The 25,364-nt window shown below is 69.3% G+C and carries 17 protein-coding genes; 12 read left to right on the plus strand and 5 right to left on the minus strand.

The genetic code is table 11. The features are described from left to right. Window positions 1-114 precede the first annotated feature (114 nt). The 4 genes from Ssi02_RS19160 to Ssi02_RS38790 all read left to right on the plus strand — a co-directional run bounded on the left by Ssi02_RS19160 (window position 115) and on the right by Ssi02_RS38790 (window position 4,267). Entirely contained in the window at window positions 115-999 is an 885-nt protein-coding gene (locus Ssi02_RS19160) for an alpha/beta hydrolase (RefSeq protein ID WP_204027297.1), read from the plus strand. Window positions 1,000-1,661: 662 nt separating this feature from the next. After that, window positions 1,662-2,567 carry a hypothetical protein gene (locus Ssi02_RS19165; protein WP_204027299.1) on the plus strand — a complete coding sequence of 302 codons (906 nt, stop codon included), beginning with the start codon at window positions 1,662-1,664 and terminating at the stop codon, window positions 2,565-2,567. Continuing rightward, window positions 2,539-3,087 carry a hypothetical protein gene (locus Ssi02_RS19170; protein ID WP_204027302.1) on the plus strand — a complete coding sequence of 183 codons (549 nt, stop codon included), beginning with the start codon at window positions 2,539-2,541 and terminating at the stop codon, window positions 3,085-3,087. The genes Ssi02_RS19165 and Ssi02_RS19170 overlap by 29 nt, the downstream gene beginning before the upstream one ends. Before the next feature lie 364 nt (window positions 3,088-3,451). Then, window positions 3,452-4,267, plus strand: coding sequence for a transposase (locus tag Ssi02_RS38790; protein ID WP_239129071.1), 816 nt, complete (start codon window positions 3,452-3,454; stop codon window positions 4,265-4,267). Here Ssi02_RS38790 and Ssi02_RS19180 read toward each other — a convergent pair. The 4 genes from Ssi02_RS19180 to Ssi02_RS19195 all read right to left on the minus strand — a co-directional run bounded on the left by Ssi02_RS19180 (window position 4,246) and on the right by Ssi02_RS19195 (window position 11,350). After that, window positions 4,246-8,610, minus strand: coding sequence for a non-ribosomal peptide synthetase family protein (locus tag Ssi02_RS19180; protein WP_204027304.1), 4,365 nt, complete (start codon window positions 8,608-8,610; stop codon window positions 4,246-4,248). The two genes, Ssi02_RS38790 and Ssi02_RS19180, sit on opposite strands and share 22 nt — an antisense overlap. Before the next feature lie 298 nt (window positions 8,611-8,908). Further along, entirely contained in the window at window positions 8,909-9,313 is a 405-nt protein-coding gene (locus Ssi02_RS19185) for an RNHCP domain-containing protein (RefSeq protein WP_204027306.1), read from the minus strand. A gap of 429 nt (window positions 9,314-9,742) precedes the next feature. Further along, window positions 9,743-10,714, minus strand: coding sequence for a magnesium transporter CorA family protein (locus tag Ssi02_RS19190; protein ID WP_204027308.1), 972 nt, complete (start codon window positions 10,712-10,714; stop codon window positions 9,743-9,745). 162 nt (window positions 10,715-10,876) lie between these two features. After that, a complete protein-coding gene (locus Ssi02_RS19195) occupies window positions 10,877-11,350 on the minus strand; it encodes an adenylyltransferase/cytidyltransferase family protein (RefSeq protein ID WP_204027309.1) in 474 nt (157 codons plus the stop codon). A gap of 334 nt (window positions 11,351-11,684) precedes the next feature. On the opposite strand from Ssi02_RS19195, the gene Ssi02_RS19200 reads away from it, so the two are divergent. Then, window positions 11,685-12,146: an ATP-binding protein gene (locus Ssi02_RS19200; RefSeq protein WP_239129072.1), complete on the plus strand. Its 462-nt coding sequence runs from the start codon at window positions 11,685-11,687 to the stop codon at window positions 12,144-12,146. 43 nt (window positions 12,147-12,189) lie between these two features. Here Ssi02_RS19200 and Ssi02_RS19205 read toward each other — a convergent pair whose 3' ends face one another. After that, window positions 12,190-13,362 (minus strand): DUF5925 domain-containing protein, encoded by a 1,173-nt coding sequence (locus tag Ssi02_RS19205; protein WP_239129073.1) that lies wholly within the window; start codon window positions 13,360-13,362, stop codon window positions 12,190-12,192. Between the two features lie 211 nt (window positions 13,363-13,573). On the opposite strand from Ssi02_RS19205, the gene Ssi02_RS19210 reads away from it, so the two are divergent. From Ssi02_RS19210 to Ssi02_RS19240, 7 genes are all read left to right on the plus strand, one after another. Next, window positions 13,574-14,338: a peptidoglycan recognition protein family protein gene (locus tag Ssi02_RS19210; protein WP_239129074.1), complete on the plus strand. Its 765-nt coding sequence runs from the start codon at window positions 13,574-13,576 to the stop codon at window positions 14,336-14,338. A gap of 496 nt (window positions 14,339-14,834) precedes the next feature. Beyond that, on the plus strand, window positions 14,835-16,649 hold the full coding sequence (locus Ssi02_RS19215; RefSeq protein WP_204027315.1) for a methylmalonyl-CoA mutase subunit beta: 1,815 nt from the start codon (window positions 14,835-14,837) through the stop codon (window positions 16,647-16,649). Further along, the gene (gene scpA, locus Ssi02_RS19220) at window positions 16,646-18,844 is read left to right on the plus strand and encodes a methylmalonyl-CoA mutase (protein ID WP_239129080.1); all 2,199 of its coding nucleotides are present in this window, start codon (window positions 16,646-16,648) and stop codon (window positions 18,842-18,844) included. Before Ssi02_RS19215 ends, scpA begins: the two co-directional genes overlap by 4 nt. Then, window positions 18,834-19,835 carry a methylmalonyl Co-A mutase-associated GTPase MeaB gene (gene meaB / locus Ssi02_RS19225; protein WP_204027316.1) on the plus strand — a complete coding sequence of 334 codons (1,002 nt, stop codon included), beginning with the start codon at window positions 18,834-18,836 and terminating at the stop codon, window positions 19,833-19,835. The genes scpA and meaB overlap by 11 nt, the downstream gene beginning before the upstream one ends. Before the next feature lie 101 nt (window positions 19,836-19,936). Continuing rightward, entirely contained in the window at window positions 19,937-21,940 is a 2,004-nt protein-coding gene (locus Ssi02_RS19230; RefSeq protein ID WP_204027317.1) for a CehA/McbA family metallohydrolase, read from the plus strand. Window positions 21,941-22,292: 352 nt separating this feature from the next. Further along, window positions 22,293-24,032, plus strand: coding sequence for an ABC-F family ATP-binding cassette domain-containing protein (locus Ssi02_RS19235; RefSeq protein ID WP_204027318.1), 1,740 nt, complete (start codon window positions 22,293-22,295; stop codon window positions 24,030-24,032). 37 nt (window positions 24,033-24,069) lie between these two features. Next, window positions 24,070-25,053 (plus strand): hypothetical protein, encoded by a 984-nt coding sequence (locus tag Ssi02_RS19240; protein ID WP_204027319.1) that lies wholly within the window; start codon window positions 24,070-24,072, stop codon window positions 25,051-25,053. Window positions 25,054-25,364: the final 311 nt, after the last annotated feature.

Consider the following 25,364-nt stretch of genomic DNA (forward strand, 5'->3'; position numbering starts at 1 on the left):
ATGCCAAGAGTCTCCTGTGGCACTTACCTTGGGTCAAATACTTGGCTAGTCTACTTACCGGTAGTCAGTTACGAACCGCCCAGGGGTTACCTCAGCATGTTTGAACGCAGGAAAGTGTCTTATCAGTCATCCGGCATCCCGTGCGCGGGATATCTCTACCTGCCGGCCGAACGCCAGGCACGTGTCCCGTGCGTCGTGCTCTGCCACGGGTTCAGCGGCACGATGGACCGCCTGTTCGCCTACGCCGAGCGCTTCGCCGCCGCCGGCCTCGCGGCGCTGGTGTTCGACTACCGCAACTTCGGGGAAAGCGGCGGCACCCCCCGGCAACTCGTCGACATCCCCGGCCAGCAGGACGACCTTCGCGCCGCCGTCGCCTTCGCCCGCGGCCACGAGCAGATCGACCCCGGCCGGATCCTGCTATGGGGCAACTCCCTCGGCGGCGCCCACGTGATCTCCGTGGCGGCGGACGACCCCGCGATCGTGGCCGTGGTCGCGCAGATCCCCTACAACGGCTTCCCCAAACGCGTCGAAGGCCGGACCACCGGCCAGACCCTCCGCCTCCTGGCCGCCATCCTCTGGGACACGGTCCGCGGCAAACTGGGCCTCCGGCCGTACTACATCCCCATGGTGGGCCGCCCCGGCGAACTCGCCGTCACCGCCACCCCCGAGGCCGACCAGCACATCCGCACCCTCACCGGCGAGGACGGGCAGACTTTGTGGCGCAACAGCGTCGCCCCCCGCGCCTTCCTCCCCATGATGCGCTACCGCCCCGCCGACGCCGCCGCCCGCCTGACCCAGCCACTCCTCGTCTGCATCGCGGCCCACGACCGGGAAACCCCCGCAGAAACCACCCGCGCTCTGGCGGACCTCGCCCCCAAAGGCGAGCTGCGCGAGTATCCCGGCACCCACTTCAGCTTCTACACCGACCCGGCCATCAAAGACCAAGTCACCACCGACCAGACAGCCTTCTTCCACCGCCATCTCCCACCCGCGCGGTGAGCCGGCAGCAAGGGGCGGGCACGGGCCGACATGTCAGGCTTGTGCCGTACCGGCCTGAGGCCGTCGGGGAGGCGATTCACAGGTATCGGAGGCAGGCGGGCCAGACGGCTGCGGCCAGGAGGGGCGTGGTAGGCGGATCCACGCCGGTTACCGGCGGCAGGTGCGGGCGCCGGGGCAGGGGTGCTCCGGCGGTGTGCCGGTGGGCGCGGGGAATCCACCGATGCCTCCCAGCCGGTACCGCTGACCGCCTCCGACCAACCGGTGCCAGGCCCGGGGTGGGAGAGGTTCGAGGCAGGCCAGCCGGCGTTCGTCAGATCTCCACAATCCATACATCGATCGTGACCACGCTGATGCCTGACGTCAGCACACCTAAGAAACGGATTTCAATCCTTTCCGTCGGCAATAGTCGAAGGGGTGGGACCTCGATCGGTACTTCACTCAGATTGGAGGGCGGGAGCAGTAAGATCACCCGATTGCTTTACATGCCTTGTGGGTGATTTGTAGAGAGCACGGGAATCGCCTAGCATCTCCGCTTAGAGTCGCATGACCAGGCGCAGGTGAGAATGTCTCGATATGGTTACGTAGTTTACTCGTTTCGTGTTCATCGTCGAGGCGAGAAGGTGGATTCTCTTCCTCTTGGGCAGCTGTCGGATGGTGTGGACGTGCTGCCCCTTTTGTATGGGCTCCTGCGCGGTCTGGAGGATCAATCCTTCACGGTAAAGGATAAATACCTTCGAGTTGATAAAGTCGCACCTTTGGGGCGAACGGTTCAATTCGAGGCTGTGGTGGGGCGAAGTGGTCAGACTTCGGAGATTATAGATCCAGACCACGATGAGGCCGTGGTCTTCACTCGAACCGGACGTCATATCGAAACGGGTCGTCGGCGCGGGATGATTGTCGCGCCTTCTCATTCACGCGTAGGTCTACTTATTCTTGAAGTCTACGGGCGTTCCGGTGCAAAGACACTGCTGTCTCTCGCTCTGAAGAGAGGCTTGCTGAAGCACTCCAACCACGTGTTAGACGTCGAAGCGGTGGTTGACGAGTCGGCCCTAGAAGAGTATATCAAGCAAGCGAACGTTCGCGCAGTCACTCTGCGTCGCGTCGGACTACCTACAGATATCGCCGAGGCGGTAAGTGTGGGGCAGGTAGACGCTGGTAAGGGACAGCTTGAACTCCGGATAACACCGGGCCGTATTAAGCAATTTCAGCGAAATCTGATCTCGCGGTTGCGTGGCGACGATGGTGCTCGACGGAGACTATTGCAAGTGGGAGGGCTTGAGTTCAGTGAGTTGAGCATGAGTATGGACATCGGCGACCGTAAGACGACTCTTATGGTCACAGCAGATCGCATCCCAAGCTTCATCTATGATCTCGGTGGCACACGTCTAAGTGATGAGAAGTTCTTCGGTGAGGTCAAGAGTGGGGCGGTGGAGATCGGTGCAGCCCTCGGCATGATTGTCGGTGCTGGATGGGATGCTGGGGAGTGGTCAGTGGAGAGTCTGTCTGAGCTCCTGCTACTTCCCGTGGAGGTAACTCCGGATGATGATGGAGAACTCGTCGCAGAGTAAGTTCTCGGTAGTCGGCCTTATCGTTGATCACTACGGGACTTTCCGTAACTATCAAAGCGGTAAACTTAGTCCAGTTGACTATATGGTCTATCTGGGGATCCCGGCGGCTATGTCGGTGGGCGCATGGGTTATGAGACTTAAGGCGGGCAATGTACAGGAACTGCTCGCGGCTGTGGCTATTCTAACTGGACTGATTTTTGGCGTTTTCGTTCTGATTTTCGATTTGTCCATGAGGGCCGCCGGTGCGACGGATTCTTTGCAGCGAATCCGGGTGAGTAGGCTCGTGGAAGAGTTGAGGGCGAACGTCTCCTATGCGGTTCTGCTTGGGGTGCTGTTGACTGCTACTCTCTCTGGAATAATTATGTTTGGAGTTGAAGCAGGGCGGCCTGTAAATCGGGAGCTGACCGCATTGGTTATATTTCTGGGCAGTCAGTTACTGCTGACCATTTTGATGATATTGAAGCGTGTGCGTGCTACATTTAGAAGCTTTTATGTGCAATATGAGGAGAAGATTCCATAGATTATGGAATCGCTGTCGCGCGCATATGCAGCAATGTGTGGCAGACATTCGCTGAGGTGAGCTGGTTGCAGGGGATTGCTGGCAACACCTGGGGATGCGCGGGGGAGTCCTTTCTAGTGCTGCACACTGCCCCTAGTTGGGGCAGGTGCTCAACAAGGCCACTTAGGCAAGGAAGTATCTCATCCTCGATGGAGGCCTAGTGTCGCGCGTCTGAAAGTCATCGTCCTGGCGATGCGCTCGAAGATCGTGCTGGGGTGCGCGGACGGCAAGAACAACATCGAGATTGCCGAGGAGTTGCGCATTCATCGGAACACGGTCTCCGAGGGCTGTACCACAACCCGTCCTGAGCGGACGGTGGTGTTGTGTGGACGAGAAGTCCCAGATCCAAACGCTGGACTGCTCGCAACCGGTGCTGCCGATGATTCCGGGCATGCCCGAGCGCCGGACCCACGACTATGTGCGCAACGGCATCACCAGCCTGTTCGCTGCGTTTAACGTCGTCGGTGGGACCGTCATCGGCGACCTGTACTGTCGAGCCGCGGAGATCAGAACGCTCCTGATCGCCATCGACAAGACCGTTCCGGCAGATCTGGACATCCGTCTGATCTGTGACGACTACGGCACCCACAAGACCCCGGCCGCCAAGGCGCGGCTATCGCGCCATCCCCGGTTCCGCGTGCACTTCACCCCGACCCGCTCCTCCTGGATCAACCAGGTCGAGCGCGGTTCGGCTTCCTGTGTTCTTCATAAACACCTCGCCCGCGAGCGGGGCCGGGATTTGAGTGACCCATGTGGACTAGATCATGTTGGGCCGAGGTGGGGTTTGGTGGTTAGCAGCGGAGTGACCGACTGGAACGCGGTCAAGTGGAACATGCCGGTGGCGGCGACGTCTCTTGCCGGAAGTCCCCCGATGGGCGGGACGCTTGAGCAACTGGTCTGCGCCTGGCCGGTGCGGGTGTGCGTCCCGTCCGGCACGAAGCAGCGCGTATCTGCCACCTTCGCCTACCGCAGAACCCGGCTCCAAGTTTGGCGAACGTCTCGCGTCGCGCGGGTGGCTCAGGTCGAGCCATCCCCGGCCTGGGTGAGGGGGCCAGTAGAGCCGTCGAATCCAGCCTGGCCCTGGAGATTGGTTCGGCGAGCAGACGAAGGTGACGGACTTCAGGGCAGGTGTTCCAGATAGAGGGCGAGGAGGTCGCGGCCGGACGGGGGTGGTGTGACGCCGCCGTGGGCGACGGCGGCGTCGGTGGCGGTGCAGTCGAAGTGCGGACGGGTCCACGTGGGGGTTTCGGTGGGCAGGGTTGGGGCGAAGGGGGCGATCGGAAGTTCCTCGCCCGCGTCGAGTCGTCTCATCACCTCGGCGTGCCACACGGGCCAGGGGGCCAGGTCGGTTGAGGTGGCCTCGGCGATGTCGGCGTAAGTAACGGTCGCTCCGTTGAAGTAGTGGAAGTCGCCGTCTGCTGCAGGGCCGGTTACCAGGTAGGCGATGGCGGCGGAGACGTGGTCGACGGGGGAGAGGTCCTCCGCGAAGGGAAGGTCGGGGGTCATGCCGAGCCGTACGACGGTGGCCAGGAGCCGGTTGAAGTAGTCGTCCCGGTTGCCGTGCCCGGTCCGGCTGTCGCCCGCGATGCGGGCGGGGCGGTGGACCGTGGTGGGCAGGCCGCGTTCGCGGGCCGTCCGGACGAGGCGGTCGGCGACCCATTTGCTTTGGTTGTAGCCGTCGGTGAGGCCGGCGGGGTCGTCGGGGCGGTCGGCCTCGGTGATGGGGTCGCCGTACGGTGCGGAGCCGAGGAACACCCCGAGCGTGGAGATCAGGTGCACCGGGATCGGCCGCCCTGCGGTGGCGAGCCGGAGCACCGACAGGGTGCCGCCGACGTTGGCGGGCCGCAGGTGCTCGTACGGCTGAGCGAAGTTGACCAGGCCCCCGTTGTGACAGATGACGTCCACCCGCTCGGCGAGGGCGTCGAACTCCGCGGCGGTCAGGCCGAGGCGGGGGGCGGTCAGGTCGCCGGGCAGCGCGGTGACGCGGTCGCGCGATCCGGTGACGCGGGCGTACACAGGGGAGGACCCGGCGGCGGAAGCGGACGCCCGGACGTCGGTGAGCCGGGTGCATGGCGGATCGGGGGTCACCAATCGGGCCCGCGCGTCGGCCTGGTTGCCGGCCCGGACGAGGCAGATCACCTCCGGCACTCCGCGTGCCAATAGCGCCGCCAGGAGGTGCCTCCCGAGGAATCCGGTGGCCCCGGTCAGCAGGACGCTGCGTGGCGGGTCCGCGGGTGTCCTCAGACGCGTGCGGGGGTGAACAGGGCGCTGCCGTACATCGCCCGGGTGAAGAGGGCGCGTCCGTACATCGTCCGGGTCAAGCGGGCGTTGCCCTACATTGTCAGGGTGAGCGAGGTGTGGCCGTACATCGTCAGGCAGCCTGGCCTCGGCCACGAGATCGGGCCCCTCCAAAGACGAGGTTGCCCCAGCCGTGATAAGCGCCGCCAGTTCGGCGAGGTCGGCCGTCTCGAACAGCGACCGCAGCGGCAAGGTGACGCCGAAGCGCCGGTTGACCCGCGCCAGCACGGGCCCGGCGAGCAGCGAATGCCCGCCCAGCCCGAAGAAGTCGTCGTGCCGCCCCACCCGCCCCGGCGGGAGCCGCAGGGCGTCGGCCCACAACGCGGCCAGCTCGGTCTCGACCGGCCCTGTGGGCGGGGCAGTGGAGGCCGGCTGAGGAGGCTGCACCGGCGCGGGCAGCCGGCGGTAGTCCACCTTGCCGTGCGGGGTGAGCGGCAGCCGGTCCAGCCACACGAACACGCCCGGGATCATGGGATCGGGCAGCCGTTCCCGCAGGAACGCCCGCACCTCCACCTGCTCCCGCCCCACCACGTAGGCCGTGAGCGAGCCGGACCCGGCGACTACGGCTGCCGCCCGCACGTCGGGGTGTGCGACGAGGGCGGCCTCCACTTCGCCTAGTTCGACGCGGTGCCCGCGGATCTTCACCTGGCGGTCGGTGCGTCCGAGGAACTCCAGGGTGCCGCCGGGGCGCCGCCGGGCCAGGTCGCCCGTGCGATACATCCGGGCGCCCGGTTCGGAGCCGAACGGGTCGGGGGTGAACCGCCGCGCGGTGAGCGCCCGGTCGTTGAGATAGCCGCGGGCCAGGCACGAGCCGCCGAGGTAGAGCTCGCCCGGCGTGCCGGCGGGCGCGAGCCGCCCCGCCGCGTCCAGCACATATGCCTTGACGTGCGGCAGCGGCAGCCCGATGGGCAGGTGGGCGGGTGAGCCGCACTCCTCGCCGTTCACCGTGCGGTAGACGGTCGCGCACACGGTGGCCTCGGTCGGGCCGTAATGGTTGTGGAGCGGGATGCGCCCGCCGGTCAGCCGCGCCCACGCGGCCACGGCGGTCATCGGCACGCTCTCCCCGCCGACCATGACCTCCCGCAGCGGTGTCCCGCCGACCTGTTCCAGGCCCGCGGTCCAGTGCAGCCACAGTGCCGCCGGGGCGTCGATCGCGGTGATCCCGAGCCGCGCGCAGAAGGCCAGGGCGCCCGGACCGGTGAGGGAGGCGGGTGAGGGGTGCAGCACGAGCGCGCCGCCGCCGGTGAGGGCGGGGAACACGTCTCCCACGGACGCGTCGAAGGTCAGCGGAGGCAGCATGAACACCCGCTCGCCCGGGGCGAAGCATCCGTGCGCGTCCCGGAACGAGGCGGTGAGCAGCGCGAGCGTGGCGTGCGTGACCATCACCCCCTTGGGCCGCCCGGTCGAGCCGGAGGTGAACACGATGTAGGCGAGGTGGCCGGGCGGGACGTCCACGTCAGGGGGAAGGTCTGCCTCCTCCGTGCCCAACGTCAGCACATGCCCGGCATAACCGGATGGTCCGTCTCCGCCCGCGCTGACGAGGACGGGCGGATCGGCCTCCTTGAGCATGAGGGCGAGCCGTTCGCCGGGATGGGCCGGGTCGAGCGGCACGTAGGCGCAGCCGGCCTTGAGCACACCGAGGATCGCGACGACGGCGTCGGCCCCGGTCGGCAGCAGCACCGCGATCGGCGTCTCCGGCGCGAGCCCGAAGGCCCGCAACCGGTGGGCGAGATGGTTGGCCCGCCGATCCAGCTCCCCGTAGGTGAGGGTCGCCGCCTCGCCGAGTACGGCGGGAGCCGACGGATCGAGCCTGCTCCGCGCGGCCACCAGCTCGTGCACAAGAGGCCCGGGATCGCCGGGCACCGGACCGGTGAGGGCCAGGCGTTCGGTCTCGCTCAGCAGCGGCAGGTCCCACAGCCGGGTGCCAGGGTCGCCGCACAGCGCCGTCAGGATCCGCACGAGCTGCTCGGCGTAGGCGGCCACGGTGGCGGGCTCGTACAACTCGGTGGCGTAGTGGAACAGCAGCGCCGGCGCGGGCCCGGGATCGACCACGACCGTCAGGTCGAACCGCGCCGGGGCCGTCTCGACCAGGATCGGCTCGTGGCCGGGCCCGGCGTCCGGGTCCTCGGCGTTCATGACCAGCATGACCTGGAAGAGCGGGTTGTGGCCGAGGTCCCGTTTGGGGGCGGCCAGCTCCACGATGCGCTCGAAGGGGAACAGCTGATGGCCGAGCCCGTGGGCGACCGTGCGCCTGACCCGGCGCAGCGCCTCCCGCACCGGCGGGTCGCCGGACAGGTCGGTGCGCAGCGCCAGCGTGTTGACGAACATCCCGACGGTGTTCTCGAAGTCGACCCGCCCCCGGTTCGTCACCGGCGAGCCGACCACGATGTCGCTCTCCCCGCTGTGCCGCAGCAGCAGCACCTTGAGCGCCGTGAGATACACCATGAACGGTGTGCACCGCTCACGGCGGCACAACTCCCGGAGCGCGTCCGCGAAACCCGGCGGGAGCCGCAGGCGATGGCTGTCCCCGCGCAGGCTCGGCGCCGGCGGGCGGGGCCGGTCGGTGGGAAGCTCCACCAGTTCGGGCGCGCCGGCGATCTGCGCGGTCCAGTAGGCCTCGTCCGCCGCCAGTGTGTCGCGATCGGCCAGCCAGGTGACATAGTCCGCGAACGGCGCCCCAGGTGCGGGCAACCGCGGCTCGGCCCCCCGGGCGAGCGCCTCATAACAGGTGAGCATGTCGCGTACGGCTATCGCCAGCGAAGGTCCGTCGCACACGATGTGGTGCGCCGCCACGGCCAGCACGTCGCCGCCTTCCCCGCGCCGGATCAGCGCTACGCGCAGCAGCGGCGCACGATCCAGGTCGAAGGGCCGCCCCACGACGTGCTCGATGACCGCGTTCATGGCGGCCTGGCCCCGGTCCGGGCCGAGGTCGTGCACCTCCACGGACACGTCGGCCCGCGCATGCACCACGGCGGCCGGACGCCCGTCGCTTTCGGCGATCGACGTGCGCAGGGCGTCGTGCCGGGCGACGGTCTCGCGCAGCGCCGCCGACAACGCGCCGATGTCGGCGGGCCCCGGGAGCGGCTGCACCTGCCAGACGAGATAGGTGGCTCCGCCGTAGCCCGCGCGTTCCAGGAACCACAGCCGGTGCTGGGCGGAGGTCAGCCCTATGGTGTCACGGTGCATATGAGCCCTCCGGCATCGGTCGCACGTCGTCCGGGGTGGATTCATAGTTAGTAAACTTTATTTCCAAATTTCAGCATTAGTCTCGCATGGGGCGCGATCGATGTCAGCCCCCCTGTTTCCCGCCCATAAAGGGAAATGTGCGGCTTCGCCAACACGCGCCCATCGCGTGAGAGCCCGACCTCGGCGGACGAGCTCCGGACCCCTCCCGGCCCCGGGCCGGCGGGCGGCTGGTGGGCCGCCGGCCGGCCGCGAGGCATCTCCGTCCGAGTGGCAACGCGTGCCTTTTACGCCCTGCCTCCTACAACCTGCCGAACCAGTCCAGCGGGAACGGGGGCTGGGCCAGCGGGGCCACCGCGAGGCGCATCAGGGACAGCGGGTTGTCGTCGCCGGCGATTCGGTTGACGTCCAGCGTGTCGCAGGCGGCGCAGCGGTGCACGATGGACCATTCACCGTTGGGGCGGACGTGGATGGCGATCGGGGACATCGAGGCGCCGCAGTCGGCGGCCCGGTCGCCCGGGGTGTTGTCCAGGTGCCTGCTCCACAGGCAGTTCGGACAGTGGTTGCGGTGCGAGGTGCCCGGCGCGTCGAGTGACACGTCGAGGCGGCAGTGGACGCAGCGGAACGAGTTCGAGGTGCTGCGCGGCGAGGTGCGTTCGTGAGCGCGTTTGGATGAAACGTGTGTGCGCGTGCGGTTGCGCGGCAAGGGAAACCCTCCGGACGAGGCGATCGGATGCACATGTCACCTGTGCCGTCGCCGCGCCGTCGCCGGACGCTCCCGCGACCGGGTCAGCCCAGGGGAGTCTGCCGACTCCGCCGACCGGCGGGGAAGTGCCTCAGACGAGGGCGCACGACGGCGACCTCGGTGGCCACGGGCATCAAAATTCCCCCCTTCACACGGTCTTGGGCCGCCAGGCTGCTTCCGGCGGGATCGCGGCCCATCCAATCCGATCTCGCATACCGGGGGCAACCCATTTATTCGCCCCATTGGTTGTAGAGACCACTCGCCGGTCCAGTCCTATGCGGCTCGGTTGCCGGGCGGAAGAGGATGGAGTGCCGCCGCTGATTCGGCCGTCCGCATATGGACCGGTCCCCTCGTGTTCCGTCTACGGGCAGGAGGGGACCGGGGTGGTGCTCAGATCCAGTCCTTCCTCTTGAAGATCGCGAAGAGGACGAAGGAGGCCACCACGATGACCGACGACGACGTCCAGAACCCGATGGACGCGCCGAAGCCGGGATAAGGCACGTTCTGCCCGTAAAACCCGGTGATCATCGTCGGGACCGCGATGACCGCCGCCCATGCCGTGATCTTTTTCATGATCTCGTTGAGCTTGTAGCCCTGAAGCGTCAGGTGGGTCTCCCGGATGTTGCCCACCAGGTCGCGCAGCGAGTCGGTCCACTCGGCGACCCGCAGGACGTGGTCGTAGACGTCCTGGTAGTAGGGCGTCATCACCGGCTCGATGATGTCGATCTCGCGCCGCAGCAGGCTGCCCACCACCTCGCGCATCGGCAGCACCAGGCGGCGGAACTGCACCATGCTCTTACGCATCTCGAAGGTGCGGCGCTGCATATGCCGGTTGCCGGTGGCGCCGTCGAACAGCTCGTCCTCCAGCCCCTCGATCTGCTCGTCCAGCGACTGGACGACGTCGAAGTGGCCGTCCACCACATGGTCGAGCAGGCCGTGCAGGAGATAGACGACGCCGTGCTTGGCCATCTCCCGCGTCGAGTCCCAGCGCCGCACAAGCTCGTCGATGTCGAAGTGGTCGTTCTCCCTGACGGTGACCAGGGCCGTCTTGGTGATGAAGACGTTGATCTCGGTCGACCGCAGGCGGCCGGACGTCTTGTCGAGGTCGACGTGGTAGACGGTCAGAAACAGATGGCTCTCGTAGGTGTCGAGCTTGGGGCGCTGGTGGTCGTGGAGCACGTCCTCCACCGCCAGTTCGTGCAGGCCTAGCTCCTCACTGATGATCCCAAGGTCGGCCGGCGTGGGGGAGCAGAGGTCGAACCAGACGACACACCCGGCGTCGTCGATGTGATCGGAGACGTCCGCCACCGGGAACCCCTCGGAGATGAGGACGCCGTCGCGGTAGAGCCGTGTGCGGGGCATACCCGCCAACATTAGTGAAGTCCACCGCTCCCGAACATGATCCGCGGCGATCCGGGCGATAGCCGTACCGGACTCAGGGGAGCGGTGTGGTGGAGTGGACTCTTGTGACCGATTTCACCTCGCCTGGCTGCCACATGCGGGCCCCCGGCCGCGACCGGCGGGTCAGAGCTGGAGGCCCGTGACCGACTCCACGATGCGGGTCGTCGATCGGCCGGGCACGGCGTCGAGCTCCCAGGAGGCCGCGCCGAGCACATGGGCCGCCGCCGCCCGGCCCGCGGCGTGCGGGTCGCCCGCGGTGTGGGCGAGTGCCCCGGGTCTCAGGGGGGTCAGCAGCGTGACGTAGTCGTCGGGCAGGTTCAGCTCGGGGGGCCCGGTCACGATGAACACGCCGTCGACGAACCGCAGCGCGGCGAGCACCTCGGCCCGCTCGGCGGCGCTGTGCAGCGGCCGGGTCGGTCCCTTCCAGGCCCGCACCCGCGGGTCGTCCTCGACCCCGACCACGAGTGGCAGCCCGCGGTCGCGCACACCGCGCAGAAACCGCACATGCCCGACGTGCAGAATGTCGAACACTCCTGTGACCACCACCGCACCCGACCGGTCGTAAGGCAGCACCCATCGCGGTTCGAGCCTGTTCACGTCCGCCACCCCCCGGCTACTCAACCCCGGCCAACCCGGCACGTCGCAGATTAGCGTCGCGCGCCCGTCGCGAGAGTACCCGGAGGCGCTCCACCGCTCGGTAACCGGGGAACGGCGAAGCCCGCGCGGCGAACGGCAACGATGTACGGCGACGACCGGCGGTAGTCAAGCGGTCGCCGAACGTGTGCCGTGTTTCCGGGTGATCGGCCGCCGTGGCGACTGCCGTACCAACCAGAATTGCTTTCCTACCTTTTCGCGACATCTTCCGGGCGGGTTCCGGCGTCCTAATCTGTGCGATTCAGACCGGGGAGCAGCCTGCCGGAGGTGCATGCAAATGTCGGAGTACGGCGAAGCGGAGGGACCGCAAGACTGGGTGCTGCGGCTCCCAGGGGCACCTGAGCAGGTTGCCCGCGCCCGGCGCTTGGTCTCGTCGGCGCTGGGCAGGGAACACCCGTTACACGACGACGGCGTGCTTCTCGCCAGTGAACTCGCCACCAACGCCATCGTGCACTCGCAGTCGGGGGAGGGCGGCGCCTTCACCCTGACCGTGTCGACGAGTGGCGACCGCGTGCGCATCTGCGTTCGCGACGACGGGTCGGCCACCCCGCCCTGCGTCTGCCACGCCGGGCTCAACGCGACCGGGGGACGCGGCCTGCCGCTCGTCGACACCCTGGCCGCCAGCTGGGGGCTGATGCGGGAGAACGGCGTCAACACCGTGTGGTTCGAGCTGGCCCTCGACCTCGTGGGCGCGCGGGCGTCCGCCCCCGGTGCGCGCCTCACCTCGTTGTCGACGTGAGGCGCGCCCGCCGAGTCCCGGCCGGTCAAGGCCGGGACGCGGGTCAGAGGTAGAGACCGGTGGTCTCCGCGGTCTCCCGCTGCGGTAGCTCACGCCCCTCACGCAGGGCGAACAACTCCGCCAGTGTGGCCCCCGAGTTGCCGACGCCCTCGGAGGTGCCGAGCCAGCGCGCCGCCTCGTCGGGGCTGAGTGACCCCACCTCCACCTGGGCCAGGCAGCGGCCGGGCCGCACCACGGCGGGATGCAGTCGCGCGAGGTCCTCGTTGGTGGTGATCGCGACCAGGACGTCGCGACCCTGCCCGAGCAGGCCGTCGGTGAGGTTGAGCAACCTCGACAGGCCCTGCCCCGTGGCCTCCTTGGCGCCGGCCCGGATCAACTCGTCGCAGTCCTCGAGGACGAGCAGCCGCCAGCGGCGCTTGTCGTCGTCGCCGCTGCCCGAGTCGTAGCCGACCGCGACCTCCATCAGATAGCCCGGGTCGTTGAACAGGCGCTCGGGGTCGAGCACGCAGTCGACCTGGCACCACTCCTGCCACTCGCGCGCCAGCGTGCGCAGCAGGGTGGTCTTGCCGGTGCCCGGCGGGCCGTGCAGCAGCACCAGCCTTCCGGTGACCTCACCCGGGGTGATCCTCATGAGGCGCGAGGCCTGGGAGTTCACCGTGCGCGAGTAGTTGCGCTCGATGTCGGCCCAGCTCGGCGAGGTGATCGGCCGCACCGAACGGTGCCCGCTGTGCGAGTTGTGCCACCAGAACCCCATGTTGACGTGGTCTGAGGGCGGCATCGGCTCCTCGGCGTCCTTGGCCACCTCGTCGATCACCGACTGGGCGAGCTCCTCGGTCACCGCCGTCACGCTGATCGTCGCCGACCGGCTGCGGTAGCGGATCACGCGGAGTGTCCAGCCCTCGCCGCGCATGAGCCTGGCCTCCCGCCCGTTCTCGACGGCGACGCGAATCAGGCTGCCGGTCTTGGGCATGAGGGGAGCATCGGGGAGAACCCGCTCCAGGCTGGAGGTGCGCGACCATGGCTCGGTGCCCATGGCGAACGGCGAGAGCGCGAGAGCGTCGATCAGATCGATGGCCGAGTCGCCGTCGTCGAGCCAGATGCGCATCGGCACATCGGCGTTGGCCAACTCGGGGGGAGAGGGGACCTCTTGTGGCGAATGTCGCCGGATTGGGCGGGGGAGCTGGGACGAGGGACCTGGCCCGACCAGCTCAGGCATCTGACCTCCTTCTCGGGACGGCGGTCGGCGGCATGGACCGAAGAGTGCTCCAGGGCATGCGGTCTATGATCTCGCCCACCATCCCGTTCGTCGAACGAGTTTGCCACCAGATCCCCGATATGTATGTGGAATGCTCCAAAACCCGGGCACGATCCCGGATCCCGGAGTTACCCTCTGTCGTCCTTTCCTCGTTCTACTGGAGATAGGTCCCGTGGACAATCTCATCACGCGCCGAGCCTGGGGGGCACGCGCTCCCAGGGGCGCCTACAGCCCGGTCTCGTCCACCAAAGGAGTCAAGGTCCACTACACGGGCGGACGCGTGGATCCGGCCGTCGTCGACGACCACGACAAATGCGTGGCCATGGTCAGGTCCATCCAGAAGCACCATATGGACGGCAACGGCTGGACGGACATCGGCTATTCGATGGTGGCATGTCCGCATCGGAAGGTGTTTGAGGGTAGGGGACCCAAAAGGGTGCCTGCGGCCAATGGCGCGGGTCTCAACACGGCGCACTACGCAGTGCTCGGGCTGGTCGGCAACTCCGGGCTCGTCACGCCCAACGACGCGTTGCTCCACGGCGTCCTCGACGCCATCGGCTACCTCAAGCGCGAGGGCGGGGCGGGCAACGAGATCAAGGGGCACCGCGACGGCTACTCCACCGAGTGCCCCGGCGACGCGCTCTACGCGTGGGTGCGCAGGGGCGCCCCACGGCCCGGAGGGCAGGGTCCCGAGGAGCCCGGCCCGAAGACTCCGGCGTTCCCCGGCAGGTTGCTGAAGCAGCCTCCGATCATGCGCGGCGAGGACGTGCGCACCTGGCAGACCCAGGCAAAAAAGCGCGGGTTCGACCTTGACGCCGACGGCGCCTACGGCCCCCGGTCGGACGAGGTGGCCCGGCAGATCCAGCGCGCCCACAACCTCCCCGTGGACGGCGTCGTCGGCCCCCAGACCTGGAAGGCCACCTGGCAGACGCCCTGAGCGTGTGCCTACCGCGCCGGTCGCCCGGCGCGCCCGCCGCCCCCTGTCGACCGGTCTCCCCTCTGACCGGTCCCTCCCGCGCCCGCTCCCTCGCCACCGCCGAGAGCGGCGCGCGGCCCCGGGGCCGCGGTGTCCCCCCGGCCGGCGGGCTTCGAAAGCACTGAAAAATGCCTGGAGGGCGCCTTGAGCCGGCCTAAATGCACGTTCGGCCGATTAGGGAAAACGCGTCGCCTCGAAGAGCCGCCCAGCCCGGTCCCCGCGTGCGGCCGGGGGCGGTGCGGACCCCGCCGCCCCGCGACCATCCCCACCCGGTTTCCCCACGTCGGGAGTGGTGCGCGGCTCGACACCTGCCGGTGTCGCATCCTCCATAGGACCGTGCCAAGATCGCCGCCTTCAGGGCAAAGGTTGTTCCGTTAATCGGAAAGCCTTTCCGTCACAACCGGCGAGTAACCACCCCGGACGATTGTTCTAGTGCTGAGCGGCTTACGATCCCCACATGACGGTGCAGCCTGAGCGACTTCCCCTGGCCGCAGAGTTCCCACCTGCCACCCGAGAGCAGTGGCGGGAGCTCGCCCTGGGAGTGCTTCGCAAATCCGGCGTGGAAGCCGATTCGCCGGAGGACGCCCTGTCGTCTCCCACCTATGACGGCGTGACGGTCTTCCCGCTTTACGATTCCGCCGACGTGCCAAGGGACGGGGGCCTGCCGGGTCTGGCGCCCTTCGTCCGCGGCGCGCGGCCCGAGGGAGCCGCCTCCTCCGGGTGGGACGTGCGACAGCGACACGCGGTTCCAGACCCCGAGGCCGTGCTCGCGGACCTGGAGAACGGCGTCACCTCCCTCTGGCTGGAGGTCGGCGACCACGCCATCCCCGTGTCCGAGCTGGCCCGCGTCCTCAAGGACGTCTACCTCGACCTCGCGCCCGTCGTGCTCGACGCCGGCGACCGGTCGCGCGAGGCCGCCGAGGCGCTGCTGGCCCTGGCCGCCGAGCGCGGGGTGTCCCCGAGCGGCTCGCTGGGGCTCGACCCGCTCGGCCGCCGCGCCCGCACAGGCGCCGAGAGCACGCTCGACGTGGACCTCGTGCGCCGGTGCGTGAAAGACCACCCCGGTCTCCGTGCCGTGGTCGTCGACGCCACGCCCTACCACGACGCGGGGGCGGGGGAGGCGGAGGAACTCGGCCTGTCGATCGCGACCGGCCTCGCCTACCTGAGGGAGCTCACCGAGGCCGGGCTGACGGTGGCCGAGGCCCTCGGGCAGATCGACTTCCGCTACGCGGCCACGGCCGACCAGTTCCTCACGATCGCCAAGCTGCGCGCGGCGCGCCGGCTGTGGGCGCGGGTGGCGCAGGTCTGCGGCGAGCCCGATCTCGGCGGGCAGCGGCAGCACGCGGTGACCTCCTCGGCGATGATGACCGCCCGCGACCCGTGGGTGAACATGCTCCGCACCACGCTGGCCTGCTTCGCGGCCGGGGTGGGCGGCGCGGAGGCCGTCACGGTGCAGCCGTTCGACGCCGTGCTGGGTCTGCCCGACGCCTTCTCCCGGCGCATCGCGCGCAATACGCACACGCTGCTGGTCGAGGAGGCCGGGGTCGCCCGGGTCGTGGATCCCGCCGGCGGGTCGTGGTATGCCGAGCGCCTCACCGCCGATCTGGCCGAGGCCGCCTGGGAGAGGTTCCAGGATGTGGAGCGCTCCGGCGGCATGGCCGAGGCCCTCGCCTCGGGGCAGGTCGCCGGGCGGCTGGCCGCCACCGCGAGCGCCCGCGCGGCCGACGTCGCGCGCAGGAAGCTCCCGATCACCGGGGTCAGCGAGTTCCCCAACCTCGCCGAGCGCCTTCCGGTGCGCACGGCGGGGCCGGGCCTGGCCGGGGCCTCGGCGGGCGGCGGGTTGCCGCGCGTCCGCTACGCGGAGGAATACGAGGCGCTGCGCGACCTGGCCGACGGCCTGGCGGAGCGTCCCTCGGTCTTCCTCGCCACGCTGGGGCCGATCGCGGTGCACACCGCCCGCGCGACCTTCGCCGCCAACCTCTTCCAGGCGGGCGGCGTCGCCACCGTGACGAGCGGCCCGAGTGCGGACCCGGCCGAGCTCGCCGAGGCGTTCCGGGCCAGCGGCTGCCGGGTGGCGTGCCTGTGCTCCAGCGACCGGTTCTACGCCGAGCACGCCGAGGCCGTCGCCGCCGCCTTGAAGGATGCGGGGGCGGTCAAGGTGTGGCTGGCGGGGAAGGGGGAGCATATAGGGGTGGACGCCCGGCTTTATGCAGGATGCGATGCGCTTGAGGTCCTCCGTACGACATTTGATGACTTGGGGGTGGCTCGGTGACCGCAAATCCGCAGATTCCCGACTTCACTGGCGTTGATCTCGGCCCTGGTATCCCCGCGGCCGACGCCGACCTTGGAGCCTGGGCGAAGGCGGTGGCCGAGCGCACCGGCAAGGGGCCCGACGACCTCGTGTGGGAGACCCCCGAGGGCATCGGCGTGCACCCGCTCTACACCGCGGCCGACCTCGACGGCCTGGACTTCCTGGCCACCTATCCGGGTGTCGCGCCCTATCTGCGCGGGCCCTACCCGACGATGTACGTCAACCAGCCGTGGACCATCCGGCAATATGCCGGTTTCTCCACTGCGGAGGAGTCCAACGCCTTCTACCGGCGCAACCTCGCCGCCGGCCAGAAAGGCCTGTCGGTGGCCTTCGACCTCGCGACGCACCGGGGCTACGACTCCGATCACCCGCGTGTGGCGGGCGACGTGGGCATGGCCGGGGTGGCGATCGACTCGATCTACGACATGCGGCAGCTGTTCGACGGCATCCCGCTCGACCGCATGAGTGTGTCGATGACCATGAACGGCGCGGTGCTGCCCGTGCTGGCGCTCTACATCGTGGCCGCCGAGGAGCAGGGGGTGGCGCCGGAGCAGCTCGCGGGGACCATCCAGAACGACATCCTCAAAGAGTTCATGGTCCGCAATACCTACATTTATCCGCCTGAACCGTCCATGCGGATCATCTCCGACATCTTCTCCTACACCTCGGAGAAGATGCCGAAGTTCAACTCCATCTCGATCTCCGGCTACCACATCCAGGAGGCCGGGGCCACCTGCGACCTCGAGCTCGCCTACACGCTGGCCGACGGGGTCGAATACCTCCGCGCCGGTGTGAACGCCGGGCTCGACATCGACAGGTTCGCGCCGCGGTTGTCGTTCTTCTGGTGCATCGGCATGAACTTCTTCATGGAGGTCGCCAAGCTGCGCGCCGCGCGGCTGCTGTGGGCCAAGCTCGTGAAGGGCTTTGGCGCAAAGAACCCCAAGTCGTTGTCGCTGCGCACCCACTCCCAGACCTCTGGCTGGTCGCTGACCGCGCAGGACGTGTTCAACAACGTGGTGCGCACCTGCGTCGAGGCGATGGCCGCCACCCAGGGCCACACCCAGTCGCTGCACACCAACGCCCTCGACGAGGCCCTAGCCCTCCCGACCGACTTCTCCGCCCGCATCGCGCGCAACACCCAGCTCCTGCTCCAGCAGGAGTCGGGCACCTGCCGCGTGATCGACCCGTGGGGCGGCAGCGCCTACGTCGAACGGCTCACGCACGAGCTGGCCATGCGCGCCTGGGAGCACATCTCCGAGGTCGAGGCGGCGGGCGGCATGGCCAAGGCCATCGACGCCGGCCTTCCCAAGCTGCGCATCGAGGAGGCCGCGGCCCGCACCCAGGCCCGCATCGACTCCGGGCGGCAGCCGGTGATCGGCGTCAACAAATACCGCGCCGAGGCCGACGAGCCCATCGAGGTCCTCAAGGTCGACAACTCCGCGGTGCGGGAACGCCAGCTCGACAAGCTGCGGCGCCTGCGCGAAGAGCGCGACGCCGGGGTCGTGGCCGCCGCGCTCGACGCCCTCACCAAGGGCGCGGCCGGCTCGGGCAACCTGCTCGCCCTCGCGGTCGAGGCGGCCAGGGCCAAGGCGACCGTGGGCGAGATCTCCGACGCCCTGGAGAAGGTCTTCGGCCGGCACGCGAGCCAGATCCGTACCATCTCGGGTGTGTATCGCGACGAGGCCGGCCCGGGCGCCGGGATCGAACGGGTCAGGGCCGCCTGCGCCGAGTTCGAGGAGCAGGAGGGCCGCCGCCCCCGCATCCTGGTGGCCAAAATGGGGCAGGACGGCCACGACCGGGGGCAGAAGGTGATCGCCACCGGCTTCGCCGACCTCGGCTTCGACGTCGACGTGGGCCCGCTGTTCCAGACCCCCGAGGAGGTCGCCCGCCAGGCGGCCGAGGCCGACGTGCACATCGTCGGCGTGTCGTCGCTGGCCGCCGGGCACCTGACCCTGGTTCCGGCGCTGCGCGCAGCCCTCACCTCCATCGGCCGCGAGGACATCATGATCGTGGTGGGCGGCGTGATCCCGCCGGGCGACTTCGACGAGCTGCGGGAGGCCGGGGCCTCGGCCATCTTCCCGCCCGGCACCGTGATCTCCGACGCCGCGCTCGGTCTGCTGCGTGAGCTGGCCACCCGGTTGGGCCATGCGGGTTAAGCCCACGCTCGACGACTACCTCGACGGGGTCAAGGGCGGCTCGGTCGCGTGGATCGCCCGGGCCATCACCCTCGTCGAGTCCGGCAGGGCCGACCACAGGGAGACGGCCCAGCGGCTCCTCGTCGAGCTGACCCCGCTCGCCGGCAAGGCGCGGCGGGTCGGCATCACCGGGGTGCCCGGGGTCGGCAAGTCGACGTTCATCGACGGCCTCGGCACACACCTCACCGGTGAGGGCCTGCGCGTGGCGGTGCTCGCGGTCGACCCGTCCTCCACCCGGACGGGCGGGTCCATCATGGGCGACAAGACGCGCATGGCCCGGCTGTCGGTCGACCCCGCCGCCTACATCCGGCCGTCCCCGACCTCGGGCACGCTGGGCGGGGTCACCAAGGCCACCCGCGAGGCCATGGTGGTCGTCGAGGCCGCGGGTTACGACGTGGTGCTGGTGGAGACCGTCGGCGTCGGCCAGTCCGAGACCGCGGTCGCCGACATGGTCGACACCTTCCTGCTGCTCACCCTGGCCCGTACCGGCGACCAGCTCCAGGGCATCAAGAAGGGTGTGCTGGAGCTGGCCGACGTCATCGCCGTCAACAAGGCCGACGGGCCCTACGAGGCCGACGCGCGCAAGGCCGCCCGCGAGCTCGCGGGCGCCCTGCGCCTGCTGCGCACCCACGACCAGACCTGGCACACCCCCGTGCTCACCTGCAGCGGCAAGGAGGGCACGGGCATCCCCGAGCTGTGGCGGCAGATCGTCCACCACCAGGACACCCTGTCCGCCTCGGGGGAGCTTGCGGCGCGCCGCCGCCACCAGCAGGTCGACTGGACGTGGACGCTCGTCCGCGACCGCCTGGTGCACGACCTGCGCCACCACCCGCAGGTCGCCGTCCTCGCCCCCGAGGTCGAGCGCCAGGTGCTCGACGGCACGCTCACCCCCGCACTCGCCGCCGAACGCCTCCTCTCGGCGTTCCGAGGCAGGGATATCACAACCGAATAACAAAAAGATCTGTCGGGGAGGGAATCCACCCACTCCATCCGCAATTCGGGTCGCAGGGCCTATGTCACGATGACGGCGATCACCACGCCGGAGGAGTGCACATGGGCATGGACCCGCTGCTGCCGGAACCCGTCGCCGACATGCTCGGCGACTACCGCGCACTGCTGGCCGGGCACGGCATGACCTGGGGGGAACCTCTCCTGGCCTATGTCGCGTTCATGCCCTACCAGCGTTTCCTCCCCGACACCGGCCCCCTGTGGCAGCGGGTCATGGCGGTGCTTCCGGCGGGCGCCGCCGACGACCTCGACGAGGCCGTCGCGGCGCTGCCGCTCGACGCGTTGTTCCGGGACGTCCTCGACGGGGCTCTGCCGTACGGCTTGCACGCGCTGCGCCTCACCCCGCAGGGAGCGCGTGCCGAGGGAGCGCCGCGGGCCGTCCTCGACACGCGGCCACTCCCGCTGACGCTGCTCGTGGACTCCTCGCTCGACACCGCCGCCGTCGTCGAGGTCGGCGGCGCGCGGCACGAGATCCCGCCGCGCGGCGCCAGACTTCTCGACACCGACACCTCGGCGCGCCTCACCGTCGACGGCGCTGAGGTCGCCGCCGGGTTCACCCGGCGGGCCGCACGCGCCAGCCTGCGGCTGCGGGCGGGCTTCCCGTGCCGGTGGACGGTGGTCGGCGCCGGCGGACAGGGCTACCGGCCGGACGGCGTCCGCGAGCGCCGCGACGCACACGGCCTGCCGTACTTCCACGGCGACGACCTCGTGCTCCCCGTCCCCGCCGAACCGCTGACCGTGCGAGTCGCCCGCGGCATGGAGTACGGCACAGCCGAGGTCGCCGTGCACCCCGAGCCCGGCCGCGAGACCCTCGTGGAATTGCGGCCCGAGCGGCTCTACGACGCCCCCGCCCGCGGGTGGTACGGCGGGGACCTGCACGTCCACCTCAACTGGGCGGGTGACCTGGTCGCCCTCCCGGCCGAGGCGGGCGCGCAGCAACTCGGCGAGGACTTGCACGTGCTCAACCTCGTGGCGGGCAACGTGAGCGGGCCGCGCGTCTACGACCGGGAGGCGCTGGAGCACTGGGCCGGTCGCGACCTGCCGTGGTCCGACGCGACGCACGTGGCGCGCATGGGCGTCGAACACCGGAGCGACCTGCTCGGCCACGTGCACGCCTTCGGCCTCACCGCCCCGCCGGCCCTCTACCACTCCGGCTTCGCCGGCGACCACGACTGGCCGCCGCCGAGCACCGCCTGCCGCGAACTCCGCGCCCTCGGCGCGACCCTCGGATATGCCCACTCCTTCCACACCCCGATCGGCGACGACGCCCCGGCCGTCGCCGTCATGGGGACGCGGAGCAGGGAGTGCTCCGCGCGGGCCATCGTGATCGACGCCGCGCTCGGGCTGGTGGACGGCATCGAGATCCTGCACTTCTCCTCGGCGCTCGGCACCGCCGCCGTCTACCGGCGGCTGCTCGGCGCGGGCAACCGGCTCGCCGCCCTCGCCGGCAGCGACACCAAGATCTCCTTCTCCCGGCAGCAACTCTGTTCGAGCCCGCCCGGGTGGGTGCGGGTCTACGCCCAGGTCGAGGGCGCGCTGGACGCCGAGAGCTACAAGGACGCGCTGCGCGCCGGGCGCACGTTCGTCACGACCGGCCCGTGGCTCGAACTCTCGGTCGACGGCGCGGGCCCCGGCGAGACCCTCGACGTGCGCCCCGGCACGGTCGTGCGCGCCCGCGCCCGCGTGGTGGGGCCGGAGGTCGAGACGCTGGAGATCCGCACCGCCGACGGCGTCGTCGCCACTGGCGCGTCCGACGAGTTGTCGGTCGAACTGGCCGTCGAGGAACCCACCTATGTCGTCGCCGTCGCCCTGGGCGGGCCCCACCCGCGCAGCCTCTACCGGCATGTTTACGCCCATACGAGCCCGGTCCACCTCGACGTCGAGAGCCGCCGCACCGCCCGCCCGCAGGACGTGCGGTGGTGCCTGGCGTGGCTGGACCACCTGGAGGAGCTGATCAGGAAGCGCGGCAGGTTCAGCGCCGACGGCCAGCTCCACGACCACCTCGACCTGCTCGACCAGGCGAGAGCGGTCTACCGCGCCCGCCTGTGAGCGTCAGAGGTGATCTTGCCTTGACAGGGTGCCGGGGTTTTCGTAACGTGTGAAACGTCTTATTGCCGTCCACTGGAGGCTTAGAGTGAGGATCTGAGGTTCGCGGACACCGCGTTTCGGCACCCGTGTCAGGGTGCGTGCGCATCCGGCCTCAGCGAGCTCGCCTCTCAGGTGGACTTTCTTTATGTCCACGTCCCACGCGATGCAGAAGTCTCGTCGCGTGTGAGCAATGGCCTTTTCCGCCGAATCCCCTCCACGCGGGGCTGATCCCCGCTGGTGTGGGTGGCCGGTGCGCGCGGTGTCCTCCCGCAGTGTCCAGAAATTTCATGACACGTAGTGGAGGAGCGGCCTTATGGCTTTTTCGATTGTCATTGATGGGGTGTCCTACGCCTGGGCCGACGGCACCCCGGTCCTGAAGGACCTCGACGCGGCCTTCGGCGCGGGTCGCACCGGGCTCGTCGGCGTGAACGGCGCGGGCAAGTCCACCCTGCTCCGGCTGATCGCCGGCGAACTGCGCCCGGAGAAGGGCTCGATCGCCGTGGACGGCGACATCGGCTACCTGCCGCAGAACCTGCCGCTGGGCGGCAGCCGTACCGTCGCCGACCTGCTCGGCATCGGCGCCGCGCGGGCCGCGCTGCACGCAATCGAGCGCGGCGAGGTCACCGAGGAGAACTTCGCGGCGGTCGGCGACGACTGGGACGTGGAGGAACGCGCCCTCGCCGAGCTGGACCGGCTCGGTCTCGGCGGCATCGGGCTCGACCGTACGGTGAACACCCTCTCGGGCGGTGAGACCATCATGACCGGGCTCGCCGCCCTGTTCCTGCGTCGGCCCGGCGTGCTGCTGCTGGACGAGCCGACCAACAACCTCGACCTCGACGCGCGCACCCGCCTCTACCAGGCGGTCGAGGCGTGGCAGGGCGTCATGGTGGTGGTGAGCCACGATAGGGCGCTGCTTGAGCGTGTCGACCAGATCGCCGACATGACCGACGGCGGCGTGCGGATGTACGGCGGCAATTTCCCGGCCTACCAGGAGGCCCTCGACATCGAGCGCGAGGCGGCCGAGCGCGGGATCAGGAGCGCCGCCGCCGATTTGAAACGCCAGGAGCGCGAGCTGATCGAGACCAGGATGAAGCTCGACCGGCGGGTGAAGTTCGCCAAGAAGGCGGGCGCCGAACGCGGGCTGCCGAAGATCGTGCGCGGCGCCCTCAAACGCCGGGCGCAGGTGTCGTCCGGCAAACTACGCAACCAGCACCTCGACAAGGTCGCCGGCGCCCGCGACCGCCTGGCCGACGCTGAACGCGCGATGCGCGACGAGGCACAGATCCGCATCACGCTCCCGGAGACCGAGGTCCCGGCGGGCCGCACGGTGCTCACCGTGACCGGTCTGGGGCCGGTGCCGCACCGTGCCGGTGGAAAGCCGGAGAACGCACCCAGCACAGACGGTGCCGGAGAGCGGGCCGCGGTGAATGCCGCGGTGAACACGGGGGACCGGGTGGACGCCGAGGAGGCAGACGGCGAGCGGCGGCTGGTGCTGGAGACGCTGATCGTGCGCGGGCCCGAGCGCATCGCGTTGCTCGGCAGCAACGGCGCCGGCAAGTCCACCTTGCTGCGAGCGCTCGTCGGCGAGTCCGGGCTTTTCCCGGGGGAGGTCACCGTGGGCGTCGACGGTGTCGGATATCTGCCGCAGCGGCTGGACGCGCTCGACGACTCGCTCAGTGTGCTCGACAACGTGCGGCGGGCGGCGCCTTCGGCCACGCCTGCGGACATCCGGGCGCGGCTGGCGCGGTTCCTCTTCCGGGGCAACCGGGTGGACCAGGTGGTCGGCACGTTGTCGGGCGGCGAGCGGTTCCGTGCCGTGCTGGCGGCGCTGCTGTCGGCCGATCCGCCTCCGCGCCTGCTCCTGCTGGACGAGCCGACCAACAATCTCGATCTGGCGAGCGTGGACCAGTTGACCCAGGCTCTGGCGGCCTACCGAGGGGCGCTGATCGTGGCTTCGCATGACTTGTCCTTTCTGTCCATGTTGGCAATCACGAGGTGGCTGCACATCGACCGGGAAGCCGGTCTGACCGAGATCACGGGGGATGCGGATTAATTGACGACAGTGGATCAATCAGGAAATAGTTGGGTAGATGACTGCCTCCCGTGCGATCCCCTGCGTGCTTGCCGCCGCGGCTGTCGCTCTGACCGCCTGTACGGCCGAAACGGGGCAACGCGTCCAGGGTGAATCCACCGCCAGCGGCCAGGTCGGCGGTGGTGTGCCCGGGCCTTCGGGGGCGCCCGCCAGCACGGCCCCCGCCGTACCCGCACTCGACGCGGTCAGTTACCGCAGAGAGCTCGCCTCCTCCACGGAACCGGTGCGAGACGCGCTCAAGTCGCTCGCCGAAGCCAAGTCGCGCAAGAGCCTGCGCACGCGGCTTGCGAAGACACGTGACTCGCTCCTCACGGCGGAGCAACGCCTGCGGGGCATCCTGCCGCCCGTGGAGGCCCAGGCCGCCCACACGGACTACGTCAACCAGCTGAACGCGCTCGCCAGCGGCATGCGCATCGTCCAGGGCGACCTGTCGTCGCGCACCCTGTGCACCGCGCCGAGCGTCATGGCCGCCCTGGGCAGCAGGGGGCAGATCAAAACCCTCGACCGCGCAGGGGAGGCGCTGGCCGGCACCGGCGACTATCCCGCCGACGTGGTGACGGTGAAGATCCCCAAACGCGAGAGCCGCCGGCTGCCCCACGGGAGGTTCATCCGCTCGGAGAGCCGCACCGGGCGCAGCTCGCTGCGGATCCACAACGGCTCGAAATACGACGCCGTCGTGACGGCCTTCCGCGGCAAGACCAAGGCGTTCACGGTCTATGTGCGCAAGAAGAAGAAGCTCACCGTGTCCGGGGTGCGGGACGGGAAGTACAAGATCTACTACACCCGGGGCGTGGACTGGCAGTCCAAGGTGCGCGCCTTCGGACGCTCGTGCTCCTTCGAGCTCTTCGGCAACTCGCTGAAGTTCAAGACGAGGTACACCTCGACGCACGTGCGGTGGAACAACTGGACCATCACCCTGCACGCGGTGAAGGGCGGCACGGTCTCCACCAAGAGCGTCGACCCCGAGGACTACCCGGACTGACCGCTCACCTCCGGCGGCCCGCCGATCGGCGGGCCGCCGGCCGGACACGCGACGTACGGCGCAGCCGGGGCGGCGGGAAGCTCCCCGACATTCGGTGACCGGCGGCTGCGCGAGCGGCGCCGAGTCAGACAGCGTTGCATCAGACAGCGTTGAATCAGGCAGCGTTGAATCAGGCAGCGTTGAGTCGGGTGGCGCCAGGTTCGGCAGCGCCGGTCCGGCAGCGCCGAGCCGTACACCCCCGGACCGAACGGGCGCCGGGAGAAACGGCAAGGCCGCGACCCTGCAAGAGTGGATCGCGGCCTTCGGCGTCG

Origin of the sequence: Sinosporangium siamense (assembly GCF_016863435.1) — a bacterium.
Taxonomy (GTDB): domain Bacteria; phylum Actinomycetota; class Actinomycetes; order Streptosporangiales; family Streptosporangiaceae; genus Sinosporangium; species Sinosporangium siamense.